At 47.5% G+C, this 14,748-nt stretch carries 13 protein-coding genes; 2 read left to right on the plus strand and 11 right to left on the minus strand.

Features of this window, described 5'->3' with window-relative positions; genetic code table 11:
- Positions 1-9: 9 nt before the first annotated feature.
- The 6 genes from NSQ68_RS24050 to NSQ68_RS24075 all read right to left on the minus strand — a co-directional run bounded on the left by NSQ68_RS24050 (position 10) and on the right by NSQ68_RS24075 (position 5,312).
- A complete protein-coding gene (locus NSQ68_RS24050) occupies positions 10-1,998 on the minus strand; it encodes a methyl-accepting chemotaxis protein (protein WP_307351232.1) in 1,989 nt (662 codons plus the stop codon).
- Between the two features lie 154 nt (positions 1,999-2,152).
- Positions 2,153-2,560, minus strand: a complete 408-nt coding sequence (locus NSQ68_RS24055) for a DoxX family protein (RefSeq protein ID WP_342427394.1) — start codon at positions 2,558-2,560, stop codon at positions 2,153-2,155.
- Between the two features lie 118 nt (positions 2,561-2,678).
- Positions 2,679-3,539 (minus strand): M56 family metallopeptidase, encoded by an 861-nt coding sequence (locus tag NSQ68_RS24060; protein WP_307351229.1) that lies wholly within the window; start codon positions 3,537-3,539, stop codon positions 2,679-2,681.
- 2 nt (positions 3,540-3,541) lie between these two features.
- Positions 3,542-3,955: a BlaI/MecI/CopY family transcriptional regulator gene (locus NSQ68_RS24065; RefSeq protein ID WP_013312429.1), complete on the minus strand. Its 414-nt coding sequence runs from the start codon at positions 3,953-3,955 to the stop codon at positions 3,542-3,544.
- 146 nt (positions 3,956-4,101) lie between these two features.
- On the minus strand, positions 4,102-4,941 hold the full coding sequence (locus NSQ68_RS24070; protein WP_025720336.1) for a response regulator transcription factor: 840 nt from the start codon (positions 4,939-4,941) through the stop codon (positions 4,102-4,104).
- Entirely contained in the window at positions 4,917-5,312 is a 396-nt protein-coding gene (locus NSQ68_RS24075; RefSeq protein ID WP_023990809.1) for a transcriptional repressor, read from the minus strand. Before NSQ68_RS24075 ends, NSQ68_RS24070 begins: the two co-directional genes overlap by 25 nt.
- Before the next feature lie 187 nt (positions 5,313-5,499).
- On the opposite strand from NSQ68_RS24075, the gene NSQ68_RS24080 reads away from it, so the two are divergent.
- Positions 5,500-5,811 (plus strand): hypothetical protein, encoded by a 312-nt coding sequence (locus tag NSQ68_RS24080; RefSeq protein WP_341071333.1) that lies wholly within the window; start codon positions 5,500-5,502, stop codon positions 5,809-5,811.
- A 63-nt stretch (positions 5,812-5,874) separates the two neighbouring features.
- Here the strand turns inward: NSQ68_RS24080 and NSQ68_RS24085 are convergent, their stop codons facing one another.
- The 3 genes from NSQ68_RS24085 to NSQ68_RS24095 are packed head-to-tail and all read right to left on the minus strand — an operon-like array spanning position 5,875 to position 9,868.
- The gene (locus NSQ68_RS24085; protein ID WP_307351220.1) at positions 5,875-6,987 is read right to left on the minus strand and encodes a GerAB/ArcD/ProY family transporter; all 1,113 of its coding nucleotides are present in this window, start codon (positions 6,985-6,987) and stop codon (positions 5,875-5,877) included.
- Between the two features lie 27 nt (positions 6,988-7,014).
- Positions 7,015-8,190 (minus strand): Ger(x)C family spore germination protein, encoded by a 1,176-nt coding sequence (locus NSQ68_RS24090; protein WP_342427395.1) that lies wholly within the window; start codon positions 8,188-8,190, stop codon positions 7,015-7,017.
- Between the two features lie 43 nt (positions 8,191-8,233).
- The gene (locus NSQ68_RS24095) at positions 8,234-9,868 is read right to left on the minus strand and encodes a spore germination protein (protein WP_342427396.1); all 1,635 of its coding nucleotides are present in this window, start codon (positions 9,866-9,868) and stop codon (positions 8,234-8,236) included.
- A gap of 224 nt (positions 9,869-10,092) precedes the next feature.
- Here NSQ68_RS24095 and NSQ68_RS24100 point away from each other — a divergent pair, with 224 nt between their 5' ends.
- Positions 10,093-11,184 carry a diguanylate cyclase gene (locus NSQ68_RS24100; protein ID WP_342427397.1) on the plus strand — a complete coding sequence of 364 codons (1,092 nt, stop codon included), beginning with the start codon at positions 10,093-10,095 and terminating at the stop codon, positions 11,182-11,184.
- 67 nt (positions 11,185-11,251) lie between these two features.
- Here NSQ68_RS24100 and NSQ68_RS24105 read toward each other — a convergent pair whose 3' ends face one another.
- Both NSQ68_RS24105 and NSQ68_RS24110 read right to left on the minus strand, forming a co-directional pair.
- Positions 11,252-11,725: an Rrf2 family transcriptional regulator gene (locus tag NSQ68_RS24105; protein WP_307351212.1), complete on the minus strand. Its 474-nt coding sequence runs from the start codon at positions 11,723-11,725 to the stop codon at positions 11,252-11,254.
- Between the two features lie 66 nt (positions 11,726-11,791).
- Positions 11,792-14,746 carry a glycoside hydrolase family 3 C-terminal domain-containing protein gene (locus NSQ68_RS24110; protein WP_342427398.1) on the minus strand — a complete coding sequence of 985 codons (2,955 nt, stop codon included), beginning with the start codon at positions 14,744-14,746 and terminating at the stop codon, positions 11,792-11,794.
- Between the last annotated feature and the right edge of the window lie 2 nt (positions 14,747-14,748).

The following is a 14,748-nucleotide window of genomic DNA, read 5'->3' on the forward strand; positions in this document are numbered from 1 at the left end:
TTATTATTTTTATGACTTTCCTTCAACCTGAAAACGTCCAACCAGTTCGCGTAATTCCTCTGCCATTTGGCTCAGGTCCGCTGTAGATGAAGCAATTTCCTCGATAGAAGCGAGCTGTTGCTCAGCTGCCGCTGAGATCGACTCGGTGTTGCTCGCTGCCTCGTCCGAAATGTGGGCAATATCGCTCATAATATCTACGACACCTACAGTCCCCCGTGCCATTTCCTGAGTCACTCCGGTAATGTCATTGATATGCCCCATAGCTCGTTCCACGGCCTGGCTGATTTCCGCAAAGGATTGCTCAGACGTGGTTACCGAATCAATGCCTTCGGTCACCCGTGTCCGCGCTCGATGCATAGCGCCCAGAGCATGATTCATATCCACCTGCATCGCTTCAATGCGCTCCGAGATCAAGGTAGCCGATTTCGCTGATTCCTCAGCCAGCTTACGCACCTCTGTAGCAACCACGGCAAATCCTTTGCCATGATCTCCGGCACGTGCGGCCTCAATGGACGCATTCAGTGCCAACAGATTGGTCTGTTTGGCGATACCCGATATAACGCTGATAATATTCACGATTTCACTGGAGCGCTCATTGAGTGAGTCCATGGCCTGTCCGAGATCGTTAACGGTCTCATCGATGTCATGCATCTTCTGTACAGCCTGTGTAGCAGCCTTGCTGCCCTCCTGAGCCGACTCGGCGTTCATCTTCACATGTTCAGATACGCCCACCATACGCTCGGATACGTTCGCTGCTTGCTGAGCAAGCTCCTCCATATTTACAGAGCCGTGCTTAACGCTTTGCACCTGACGTTCGCTGCCCACAGCCACTTCCTGGATAGCAATGGTGACATGCTCAATCGCTTGGGTTGTCTGATCTGCACCCGCAGCCAGTTCCTCCGCTGAAGAACTTACCCGATCTGTCGTTTCGTGAACGCTTCGAATCATCGTACGCAAACTGTCGACCATGGTTTGGAAGTGAGATGACAATTCGCCTACCTCATCCGTTTTTCCGGTTTCCAAATCGCCTGTCAAATCTCCTTCACTGATTCGTTCTGCTGATTTTTGCAGCTTACGAATTGGTACCAGAACAGAACGGGTGATCAGGAAAATCGCGAGTAGCGCAATCACCAATGAGCCAGCCAGCACAAAAATGGTTACATAACGCATGGCAGCCGTGGCATCGCTAATCTCGGATTGATAGAAGGTACCTGCAATTTTCCAACCAGTATCCGTATTCGTTACATAGGTCAAATATTTTTCGTGACCTTCATGCATATATTTAAAGTTCCCGCTCGGCGCAGTATACAACGTATCAAGCACTTTCTCCTGTGGAGATGAGCCCGGTTTAGCCGTAGGATGGACTACAAATTTCTTCGTATGATCCAAAATAATGATATACCCCTCCTGGCCCACTTTGATGGAGGCCAGTTTACGTACACTTTCCAGATTTAGAGAAATCCCGATAACCCCGGACTTGTCGGAAAGTGTCTGAGATACTACGACAACAGGAATACCTGATGAATTGATGATAACAGGCGTAATTGCAACCTTACCGGGCTGCTTCATCGCTTCTATGTACCATGGTCGTGTACGAGGGTCAAATGTCCCCTCATCGTCCTTAGGCACCCCCCGGATCATCAAGCCCTCTGGTGTACCGACGAAAACATCCATCGCATCTTCGTGCAAACCCTTGTATTGGATCAGCTTGGGCTGAATCAAGGGGCTATTTCGACCATCAATCATCGAACTGTCAAGTCGTTCTGCCAAATATCCCACATCTTCGATTTTACTGGCGATTGCATATTCAATAATCGAGTTAGCCGTCGCTACCCCCTGATTCGCACTACTGTGGAGCTGCTTTTCCATAGCATTATATGATGATTTATAGGTCGCAATGGAAATACTTAAGCTCGGAATCAGCAAAACAAGCAAAAAGCCTAAACTTAGCTTGTTCCTGAGTGTCCATATAGTTTTTCTCTTTCGCGTTGTTCCCATGTTTCTTCCCCTTTGCTCATAAAACGATATATTTGAATTACATTCAGTGTTAGTTATATCGGTTGAAAGTAACAAATGATTTACAATAAAATTTCACAAAGGAGAAAAACAAAAACCGCGCCCTATGAGACTAAGGACGCGGTTATATGAATATTTAGACCTGTACGTTACTGTTTTCAGCCTTTTTACGGCCAAATAACTGATCCACTGCCAGAAAACGTCCACCGACAAGCGCTTGCTGAAGACTGGTGAACAGAATCAGCAGATCAAATTCAATCGAGCCAAAAGGCTGTCCTTTTTTAGCAGTTAGCAATACACCGATCATAACGATGGTCAATGCCGCCCCAGCCAGTCGTGTTCCGATACCCAGAACCAGTGCAATACCCCCAACCAGCTCAACCGTAGCGACCACAGGAGCCATCCAGCCAGGGAGTCCGATACTTTGGAAGAAGCCGGAGGTTCCGCCTAGTCCCTGAAACTTTTGTGCACCGTGAACGATAAAAATAACCCCTGTAAAAATTCGTACCAACAATAATCCAATATTCATAAGCGTTTGATTCATTTGCTCATCTCCTTTTAAATTGTATAAAAATTCTGCAATAAACTACACAGTGTAGTGCATTACACATTGAGAACCGGTAGCGCAAAAAGCGCCACCTGTAGGAAACATCTTGCCAAACTTAGATTAGCGCCAGTGCGAACATAAGTGTCAGCATCACTAGCACATAGCTGGAAAACATAATCGAACGCCAAGGCATCCGAATGACAGGTTCTTGCTGAGGGTCTAAAATACGTGAGATACGATAGTTAATGGACGTTTCTGCAAACGAGGAACAAGCGGCGGAGTTTACCAGGCGAGTATTGGCAGGCGTCATACTCAGAAGCTTGAGCAATGCGCTCCCAATCCCAACTGGTGAACCCGCTCGATGAATCGCTTCATTATCAGCCAAAATTTCACGGGCCGTCTTATAATGATGGGTAATGTGACGCAGCACCGGCAAGTAAAACAGCTGTTTAGCACACACTTGCAGCAACCAGGTCTTCAACGGATCATAATGTTTCATATGATAGGCTTCATGGTATATGACAGCCTCTTCCTCGTGCTTGTCCAGTACGGACAATAGTGCAGAGGACAATACAATACGTGGCTTCCATAATCCCATGGTGAAGGCGGCTGGCTTGGCATAATCAATGACCCATATCCGATCGGTCCCGAGTTCACCATATCGCTCACCCAGTGCTTCGGTCAGCGGCAGGTCACGCATTCGGTGCAGTCTGCGAAAAGCTGCCCTGGTAGCCATACACTGTCTGACTGCTTCTCCTCCGGCGATAGCGAAGGTAACGAAAACCAGCCCGCTGAGCGCATCCACCATGTAGCCGATTCCGTAATGCTGCAACAAACTTCTGCAAATTTGAAACACGTTATAATTCAATTTCCAGCCGAAAACATGCTGCCCGGCGTACATACCCATCTGTATAAGGGCGAAACCCGAAATCAAGGCGCCTGCTGTAAACAGTAATTTAGAACGTGTTTTCCACATCGCTACATATCCTTTTTCCATTGTTTAATTTTTTGTTCCAGACGTTCGATTAACTTCGGATCGGCCACCTCAAGAGCATCAATCATATGATTGACAGCAAGCGGACCAAATTCGTCCACCAATTCGTGACTCAGTCCCTTGGATTGCTCATCCATGAACTCTTCCCTGCTTAAAACTGGACGATATAAAGACGTTCTCCCACGTATACTCTTACTCAGTATTCCCTTTTCCACTAAACGGTTCATCACGGTCATTACCGTATTGAAGTTAAAGTCCCGATCCCCCTCCAACGCGGTCTGCACTTCTTTGATACTCCGATCCGAAGTGGACCATAAAATATCCATAATTTTGGCTTCCAGAGGTCCGAAAAATCGGTTAAGCCCGGTTTCGCCAGCTTTAAAATTCAGTCGTTTCATAAGAAGCACCTCACACTACCGATTGTAGTGTATATATCCTGACAAAGTCAACCGTCACACCTAATGTCAGTTTCTTCATGGAATCATATACAAACCGCCGAATGTCTCCATCCGGCGGAAATTCATCGGTATTCATAACTTTCAGCTCAATCTGCCAATCTGTATCCTACACCTCTTACGGTTGCAATATATTCAGGTTCCGCAGGCCGATCGTCCAGCTTCTTACGCAAACTTTTGACATGCACATCTACAACGTTACTGCCGCCTACAAAATCCGTCTCCCAGATATCGTGCATCATTTGCTCGCGGGAGATCACTTTGCCTTGAGCATCAATCAGCTTCAGCAGCAAATCGTATTCTGTTTTAGTCAGATTCAATTGACTCTCTTCTTTATATACCAGCATTTTATCCCGGTCAATCCAGATGTCCTTGAATACCGTACGACGGCTGGCTTGCGCTGCCTGACGGGAAGTGGCAGGATGGCGTACGATCATCCGTTCAATGTCATGCACCATGTGATTGGAAGCCAGCGGCCACACCAGCACCTCTTCTGAAGGAAGCAGCTCATGCGCATGTACAGACACCCGATCCTGAACCACATACATAACCGGTGTGTCTTTCATATGTTCTACCTCAAGACGATTGCGGATATCCAGTAATTCACTCTGTGGTTCGGTGGCGGTCAAATCGTAAATCAACAGATCGCTTCCCAGATGACGCTGCACTTCAGGCTCCCAGCGATGGAAAACCATCACATCAAAACATGCATCTGACAGCGTACGCACCAACCCGTGAACTACACCCGGTACCGAACTGATCAGAATGATACGACGTGTAGTTGGACAATACAAAGGCTCATTGGAAGGAACGGTCTGCACCGTAGGTGTAGAGGGAGCAGCTAACATCGATGTCCAACTGCCCTTCACCCGTCTAGGCATGTCAGCCACTTTGAAACGATTCGTTATCTGATTCGCTTGCTTTGACATTCCTTACACACTCCTCCGAATACGACATGGGCATGGGCAATATTATACCCCGTTTCATGCGCAACCGTGTCAATCCAATCATGTGGGACTTCACTCATCACTTCATCTACTCGTCCGCATACCTGACAAATAATATGCTGATGATCGTCCATCCGTCCGTCATAGCGACTCGCAGCTTCCCCCAGCTTCAATTCACGGATTAATTCCTTATCCGTCAAATAACGCAATGAATTATATACCGTTCCATAGGCCAGATTATATCCGCGCTCCATCAACCGATTCATAACATCGGCCGCAGTAGGATGATCGTGAGCTTCACGAACCACATCATATACCGCTTGGCGCTGCGAAGTTAAATTTAAAGTTCTCATACCGCATCTCCCTTAACCAACGCAGATTATATTAATTACAAACTTACAATCATATTAAAGATCAATTTAGAATAAGTATAAATCTTAATTTATTTCAAGTCAATGGTATCGGATAAATTGAACGGCTTTGCAACACAATGTATACAGGAGTACATGCTTAGCTTATTTATAATCGGAGGGATATTTTATGAAGATAGTGTGGATATTTACGCTCTTTATGCTGCTGATGCTCGGAACAAGTATATCAATAAAATGGCTTTTCGGTGTTCATCATCCTTGGGAGCCTATTTCATTGGCTTTTCGCACTATGCGACCATCAGAATATATCGTTCTGGCAGGAATGCTTATAGTGTTCTTTATAAATGTGGGCAAAAAGCAAATAGGAAACGCATTTCGCTTCCTTTTCTCACAATGGTCACGTTTCCTCAAAGTTTCTACTTCCTCCTCTGCCTCTCCGCAAGAGAGTCATCAGAAAAAGAACCCGCATTTCCCAGAATAAAATGGAACATCAAAATGAGCATTTGATCGGTACTGATGTGTTTTTTGTCGGCAAGACGATGACTCATGAGACATTTTCTTCTCCTTTCTTATTCCGGGACTTTCTCAGCGCCGACACGATTAGCAGCAAGATAGGAAAAAACACGGCAAATATCGGAAACAGCCATTTCAGCACTAACTCGCCTGTTTGAAGGTGATCTTGATAGCTCAGTGCCATCAATACACAAGAGACTAACATGATCAGCCCAAATGGCAGAATCAGTTTATGGTAAGACATTCTCAATACATCCTCTGCGGCTTTAACCGCGGCATAATAGAAGATGAAAATTTTAAAAAAATCAAAGATAATAACGCTCATAACGCCGATGACATCGACTCTGTCGATAAAATCAGATATTTCGACCTTGCTAATCATCGAGAGCAGCGGGTAAGTCGCCCGTTTGAACACATCCTCCCCCAGTGCAAGCACATTGGACAGTGTAACAATAGACAGGAGCAGCCCTCCCAGCAATATAGCAGAGACCCCTACCCCATTGGCACGATAGCCTTTTTTTAATGTGGGGAGAATCATCGCAAACGTAACCATCTCGCCGTACGGTAGCATCACAGCTTGCGAATAAACAACTTGCCATATCGGCTGCCAGCCATGCTCGGCTATGGGCAGTATATTGCCCACATCTACAATGCCTGCCAACAAAACTAATATATTCGTAGCCAGGCCCAGCAGTAGCAGCAAAATTAACATGATGATGGCCGTCCGGCCTGCAACCTCGATTCCCAAATACACCACATACATTACAAGTCCAATCATTAAGGCACAAATGACTGTCAACGGCGTATGCTGAAGTGTCCGGTCGGCAATCAGGATCCCCGTGTCCCGAAGATCCCGTGCTCCGCCGTAAAGAAAAAACACGATATATAAAAAAGCAAGCGCACTCCCTGCTTTCTTGCCCAAAAGGGTCCTGCAGTACTGTGTCATTAGCAAGTTGGGAAAGCGTTGGTGAAGGCTGCCATAGCATACAAAAAGCAATGCCCCAAAAATCGCTGAAATGAGGATGGCGATCCATGCATCCTTGCCCGCATTCCTTCCGGGAATAGACATCATGGATGTGCCCATCTCAAACAACACCATAAGAGAGATCATCTCTTTTGCACCTATCTGTACCCTTTTTTTCATGGCCTTCCCTCCTTGTTCTATTTTTCACTAGTCTGATTCACCCTTGGAATATGGGTTAGTCCGCGACTGAGTGTGTTTCAGTACAGAAGTCACTTGAATACGGACGGTACTTTCCGCAAAATAACGGCTCCAATCGGAAGAGAGCCTTTTCCATTGTTTGGGATAGCTCCTCTCCAGCGCAAGGCCAAAGCCTATTACATCGCTACGGGTACGCTGAACATCCCTGACTGTTGAAGCGATCACTTTTTTCGTCTCCTCTGTCCATTGCTCCTGCAGTCTTTTCATCGCCTCCGGACTTTGTAAGTTAATCGAGCACTCGGCTTCCTGTACTGCCCCGGTCTGTTTTAAGTTAATCACAAAAATAGGCTCTCCTTGCTCCATCCGAGTGTGTATATTGGTTGCAGAAAACAAGGTTTCGATGCCAATGGTTTCCCTACTCTTACCGCAGCTCAGTGTTGTTTGGGCACTTTTCACCTTGTTGTTTATCATAGACAGTCCAATGGCCTGGTCATCTTCCAACCAGTGGACAAGCCGATCCTTTTTGAACACCCCCATTCCGTTAATATGAACAATGGCTTTCGGTAAAATATTGTCCACATTGTTCTTGCTTGCGGCCTGCTCCAAATTCCCATTGACTCCTATGCCCGTCAGCACAGGACCGCCACCCTTATGAGACATGCTGCGAATCACATCGTCGATAGTCACCGCGTAATCCCCGGCATACAAACGCTCCGATGTTTCCAGCTTTCCTGAAATATCATTGGCGGGAATACGGCCGATCGCGGTCATGATTGCCAGTACATCCTTCCCAGTATTACCGCGTGCCACCAGCATTTTCACCGGCAGCCGGATTTCTGTAGACCTTTCCAAAGAATCCATCATATCGCCGATTCCAGCCCGTGCCAGCTTTTCACCAATAACGATCAGTTTGGTATGCGCCAAAGAAATGATCCTCGGAACCCTTTGTGAGGCTCTGCGGAGCGCTTGAAACAGATTTTTTCCCTTTTCCCGATACAAAACGACAGGAGTATCTCCTCTCGCTTTGGCTCCGGCGATTTCATCTGCCACGATCACCTGTAGGGAAACCTCATAGTCCGACTCCCCAACCAAATCAATCCCTATCCCAGCTACTACTGCTCTCTGGTTTAACTCCACAGAATCCCAGCAACCGGATAACAATGGAGCGAACAGTAGTAAAACCAAACACAGCCCCCCTATTCTCCTCTTAAAAGTTACTGCACTTTGTTCATTCCTCTTCCCCTGATACACCCTGATTGCCCCCCTCCTGCATCGGTGTAGTTTTATCAGAAGAGGAAATCCCACTTCCATCCTTCATTCGTTTCTGGTTCTTAGATGTAATGCTTTTAGGACGCTTCCTCATCATCCAGAACGGGAGTCGCAATACGGCATCCTTTTGACTCTCCAGCACAAAAGGGCTGAAAGGCGCCATGTAGGGCACCCCGAAAGAACTCAGACTGTTCATATGAGCAATCAGCGCAATCAGCCCCAATGTAATGCCATATAGCCCCATGCACGCAGACAGTATCATGAAAATAAATCGGCACAATCTCCCGGCCACCGCCATGTTGTAGGCTGGGATTGCGAAACTGGCTATCCCCGTCAGGGCTACTACAATCGTGAGCAGCGGGGTGACAATTCCGGCTTCCACGGCCGCTTGACCCAACACAAGCGCTCCTATAACGGATACCGTTTGACCACCCGCACGCGGCATTCGAATACCCGCCTCACGCAAAATCTCAAAGGTGATTTCCAATATAAACGCCTCTAGAAATGCCGGAAAAGGAACGGATTCCCGCTGAGCCAATATGCTGATCAGCAATGGAGTCGGTATCATTTCATAATGATATGTTGTTAAGGCAATGTAGAGAGAAGGCCCTAGAATAAGAATAATGAAGCTGATATATCTAATGAGCCGAACAACAGTCGCCATATCGTAACGCTCTTCATAATCCGAAGAATTCTGGAAGAATTGAGCAAATATTGTGGGCATCACCAATACAAACGGATTTCCGTCTATAATGAGTGCCACTCGGCCCTCCATAATATTGCTGCTGATGGTATCAGGTCTTTCCGTGTTAAAGATCGTTGGGAATGGTGTGAAATGATTTTCTTGTATCATCTCCTCAACCATGCCGGACTCAAATATGGCGTCAATATTGATACTTTCTACCCGTTTACGAACCTCATCTACGACGCGTGGATTTGCAATATTCTTCATGTACAGCATGGCCACATTCGTGAGGGACGTGCTTCCCACTTGGAACATCTCCAGTGTAAGATCGGAGCTTTTAATCCGTCGCCGGACCAGAGAAATATTCGTGAACAGGGATTCTACAAATCCATCTTTTGGTCCTCTGACGACTGTCTGTGTTGTTGGCTCGCTGACCGCGCGTGTCTCTCCCCCACGCGTACCGCACGCAATCGCTTTTTCGCAGCCTTCCAATAAGATGATCGTGTCCCCCATTAACAGTTGTTCCATCATGGAACTCCAATCATCGCAGTCCTTCACTTCTCCCAGTAAAAGCGCATGATTCTGTATTCTTGCGTACAGCGCTTCTGCACTCTCCACCTCAACAGCCACTTCAGCAGATGGGCGGCTAAGCATGGATCTCATGATGAGTTCATTCACCGTATCCGTTTTAGCCATACTATCCAGAAACACAATAGCGGCGGGAACATCCGCCTTCAGTCCCACATTAAAACGGCGAATCAAGAAGTCCGGGCTGTTTGACGTCAATTCCTTAATTTGCTGCAAGTTGGTTTCCAAACAAGCCTCGATTTTTAAATAGCGCGGAGAATTTCCATTCTTCTTATCCACACCCGATTTTCTATTATGTTTGCGATAGGGATAGCGAATCATGAGCAAACCTCATCTCCAGTAAGACAGCAATAGATACCGCCCATTTTTCCTTATTCTTGTATCTTTGGAGTATGCTCAATCTATTCCCAGTTATGCACCAAATACGTGAACGAAACGTTATAAGCGCACCAGCGTAATAAATTTCAATAAATTCTTTAATTTCAAGCTTAATGTCAGTTTTTTTGATAAAATGAAGGAATATGCCTCTCGGGAGGGTTAACATCTTGTTCAGTACGTTTTTTGTAAATACCTGTATCCTTGTCACCTTTTTGTACATAACCGGCCTCATATCACAAAGATATAAAATACGTCTGCACACCTTGAAGCGTAAGATACATTGGATTGGAGGCGCCCTTTTTGGGTGCTACGGCATTGTCATGATGTACTATTCAATTCCAGTAGGATTTAATACGATCGCCGATCTTCGTCATCTGGCCATCGTAGCTACTGCAACGTACATTGGCGGCCCAGCAGCGCTCACGGCTACTCTGTTTATATGTATAGGTAGATTATTGCTGTTTGGTATTAACGCTCAAGCCATCGTAGGCGCTATTTTTATGATGCTCGTTGGGCTGGGGTGCGCTTTGCTGTCACATCTGTCCTGGTCACGTTTACCCAAGCTGATCATTATGAACGTCTTTGCTTTGGGCATTATATTCTGTCCCCTTATGATTAATTTGAAAAATCTTGATGATGTTCTGCACGTTTATCCGCTCCAATTCTTCATTTCCATGGTCGGCGGATGTCTTCTGTACCTCATTGCTGAATCTATCAACACATCCAATGAGCTGTTACTTCGTCTGGAGCATACCTCCTACACAGACCATCTCACTAATTTAAGCAACAGAAGACAGCTTGAGTTCTCATTGGAAGAGAAGCTCCCTCAAGCTCGCCAACGTCATGAGCACTTATCTGTACTGGTGTTGGATATTGATCACTTCAAGGAAGTCAACGACACCTACGGACATGCGGCAGGAGATGCAGTGCTGCGCCAGCTTGGACAGATTTTAATGGAAAAATGTCGTCCTAATGATGTAGTCACCCGCAGCGGGGGAGAAGAATTCACCGTACTCTTGCCGAATTGTGCTTTTCGGCAAGCACTACGCATAGCTAATCAAATTCTTAGTGGAGTAAATCAGTATGAGTTTGTTTTAGCGGACGGGCTTATTCTTAAAGTCACCGTGTCCATCGGCGTGACAACCTTCCCTGGTACAGGAGAAGATATGTCCGGGGCAGCCCTATTGGAGCAGGCAGATAAAGCTCTATATGAAGCTAAAAATGCAGGACGTAACCGGGTTTGCTCATATGAAATATAATTTGAGTCATGATCAATTCATAGAAATAGCCGATACAACCCTCCCTTGAGAGTCGTATCGGCTATTATCATTTCGAATCTTCATTATAATTGCATTTCCCCACCACGAGTGATGTACGATTGGCAAGCGAAGCCAGCGTATGGGACCCCCATACTTCCAGCATACGCCGTTCGCTCTCGGCTAAAATTTCGGATACGGCTATCGCCAACTCCTCACAAAAAGGATTGGTTTCCGGTTCATGCATCATACCCGGGAAAATCGGATCACATATTTCAATGGCATGGTATATATCGGCAAGTGTAATATGATCGGCCGAACGGGTAAGCACATAACCCCCCTCACGACCTTCGCGTGCTGCAATCAAATCTGCCTGTACAAGTCGCGTCAGCACCCTGCGCACCAAAGTGACTTCGCAGTCAATGGAACGGGCAATAGAACCGCTGGCACAGAGTTCTCCGTGCTTTTCCAAGTAGACAAGCGCCTTTACCGCCACCCCAAGCCATCTGGGCGTTGCGGTGCGTAGTCTTTTTTCACTATTCAAATGAGATGACACCCCTAAGCTGTAGAAACTTCGTTGAATGCATTGTACGTGATGTCAGAAGTAAGTTCAAGCCTGAAAGCCGGAATCCTCTGTAGCATGATCGCCCAAAATAAAATGAGCTAACCGCACTTCCCCGCTCAACAACAGATATACATCACGTATGCCAGAGACTGAATGTACCGCTTCCGAAAGCGTAACCCATGCTTGCGCCCCTCCTGTATTGCCCACGTTCACACATGCCACGGCTTCACTGTCGGGTGCATCCAAACGCAGCTCAATTGTGGCATCGCTGCTGTTGCCTGACACGCGGCACTGAAGCTCGGCCACACTCACCGTATCCATGTCTACGCCATGAAAGGCAATCCAACCAGAACGTTGAGGTGTGCGCGGACGTACACAGGCCTCCCTTTGCTCCTTGCTTTCATCTAGTACGATGTCGGAGCAATCATCGAAGTTTTCAGCGCGGATACTTCGTCCGGCTTGGCGTGGTGGAATGACTTCGCCTCGAACGTACACAGGGTGCTCCAATCGGATATCCGCTGAGGAAGCACCAGCCAGCAGTGTATATTCACCCGATTCAACACAATAGCAATCCCGCGTAACATCCCAGATCGCCCAATCCTTCATCCGAATCGTAAAGGAAACCGTTCGCGTCTCACCTGCCTCTAAGCGAATACGTTGAAAACCGCACAATGTCTTCAATGGTCGCTTTACTCGTGAGGCACCAGGCCGTACATAGAGTTGCACAACCTCTTCACCAGCAGCTAGGCCCCGATTCGTCACCTCTACCCACACCTGGAGCGTATCCACGGCATCCAGTGCAGCATTAGATGTTACGCTATCCTTCAGGGCATCTGTACGCAGGTCACTATATTCAAAAGGCGAATACGTCAATCCATGGCCAAATGGATACAAGGATTCACCTTCAAAATATTGATAGGTACGACCACCGCGAATAATATCGTAATCTTTGATGTCGCCCAATTGATCCTCGCTCTGAACCCAGGTCATGTTCAAACGCCCCGCTGGCGCGTAATCTCCAAATAACACATCCGCTATTGCCGCACCATGTTCTTGTCCCGCATGAGACGTGTATACGATCGCTGGAATATGCTCCTGAACCCAAGGGATGGCAAATGGATAGCTACCCGTCAGAACCACAATCGTATTCGGATTGACGCGATACACTTCCTCGATAAGCCGTTGCTGGGAAGCTGCCAGTTCCAAGCCTGGGCGGTCATTCTCTTCCTTTCCATTGATGAGCGGGTGATTTCCAACAAATACAATTGCTGTATCTGCCGCTTGCGCAGCGGCTATCGCTTCCGCTAAACCATCTGACACCGTCTCTACCTGGAATGTTGTATGGCTCTGTCCTGAAACTGTCGCGGCTGTCGAGGCGTTACACTCTACAGCGTTAAGTGCAGATTTTTCAGCCTCCACTACCTTTAATGAACCCTCTGTTCCGGCAATGACTGGTTTGCCATTCCATGTTGTCCACAGATACTCTCCTTGTCCAACAGGAGTCAGCCCAAAGACCTCTTTGACATACCAGCCATACGCTTCATCAGCTGTCACACGGAGCGTCTCCTCATCACTCGTCACGTAAGTACCCAGATGCTCATCATGTAACGTCACACTGCCATAGCCCCAATCCGTCATGGTCAATACCGTGGGCTCTCCATCCTGGGATAGGCGCATCTCACCAGAAGAATCAACTGCGAGCTTCGATCCGTCATTCGCCGCCGTCAAGGTCACGCGATCCTTGGCATCACGGTACACGACGCGTTCCTTCTCGTTCTCGCCTTCCAGCTTGGTACGAATCGCCTCCAGCGGTGTAACCCGGTAGGGCAGCGTACCGGAATACCAGTCGCGGTACACCTCATTGCCATGCGTACCAATGACCGCTACTTTGCCACACCGGGCAGGGTCCAATGGCAGGAGTTCATGCTCATTTTTAAGCAGTACGATCTGCTCCCTCGCCGCACGCAACGACAATTCACGGGCTTGCTCTGTCATGAGAGCTTCCTCTCCGATCGAGGCATAGGGGTTGTCTGCAGCCGGATCAAATTCCCCCAACCGAAAACGGACACGGAACGTATGAAACAATGCCCGATCCAAGTCTTCTTCTTGCAGCGATCCTTGCGCCAAAGCTTCTCGAATCGCCCGCTTAGAGAGCTCCGCATCATCTGTAATGCTGTCAATTCCCGCCCGAATAGATTCGGCCACACCTGGCGTGTGGGAATCGTAATACTGATGATCGTTGACAATCCCCATGACATCACCCGCATCACTTACGACAAAGCCGTCCATCCCCCATTCGTCCCTGACAATATCGTTAACCCCATGATATAACGTAGCAGGCGTTCCATTAATCAGGTTGTAGGAGGTCATCATCGACTGGGCTCCGCCTTCCGTAAAAGGCTTTTCAAAAGCTCTTAGGTAATATTCTCGCAGGTTTCGTGGGTCTATACTGGAGGAGCCGCTTCCCCGGTCCACCTCATTGTTGTTACCCAGAAAGTGTTTCAATGTGGCAACCGCTTTCAAATATACCGGATGATCCCCCTGTATTCCCTTGACTAACTCCTTCGACAGTTCTCCCGTCAAATATGGGTCTTCGCCATAAGCTTCCTCATTGCGTCCCCATCTTGGGTCACGCTCCATATCCACCGTAGGTGCCCACAGGGTCAGACCGTTTAATTTGGGATCACGACGATAGTAGACACGCGCCTCATCTGCGATAACAGAGCCGATTTGGCGCATTAATTCCGTATCCCAAGTACATGCCAATCCTACTGGCTGGGGAAATGAAGTCGCCTCACCCAACCACGCTATCCCGTGTGCCGCTTCCGTACCGTGCTTGTAAGCTGCAACTCCCAATCGGTCAATGGCCGGCTGGTATTGCAACATGGATTCAATCTTTTCCTCCAAGGTTAGTCGCGACACGAGATCCCGTACACGCTCGTCCAGATGAATCTTCGGATCTTGAAATAAATATTCGATACCCGTTGTTTCATGACTCATAT

This window comes from Paenibacillus sp. FSL L8-0158, from assembly GCF_038592965.1.
In the GTDB taxonomy this organism is placed as follows: Bacteria; Bacillota; Bacilli; order Paenibacillales; family Paenibacillaceae; genus Paenibacillus; species Paenibacillus polymyxa_D.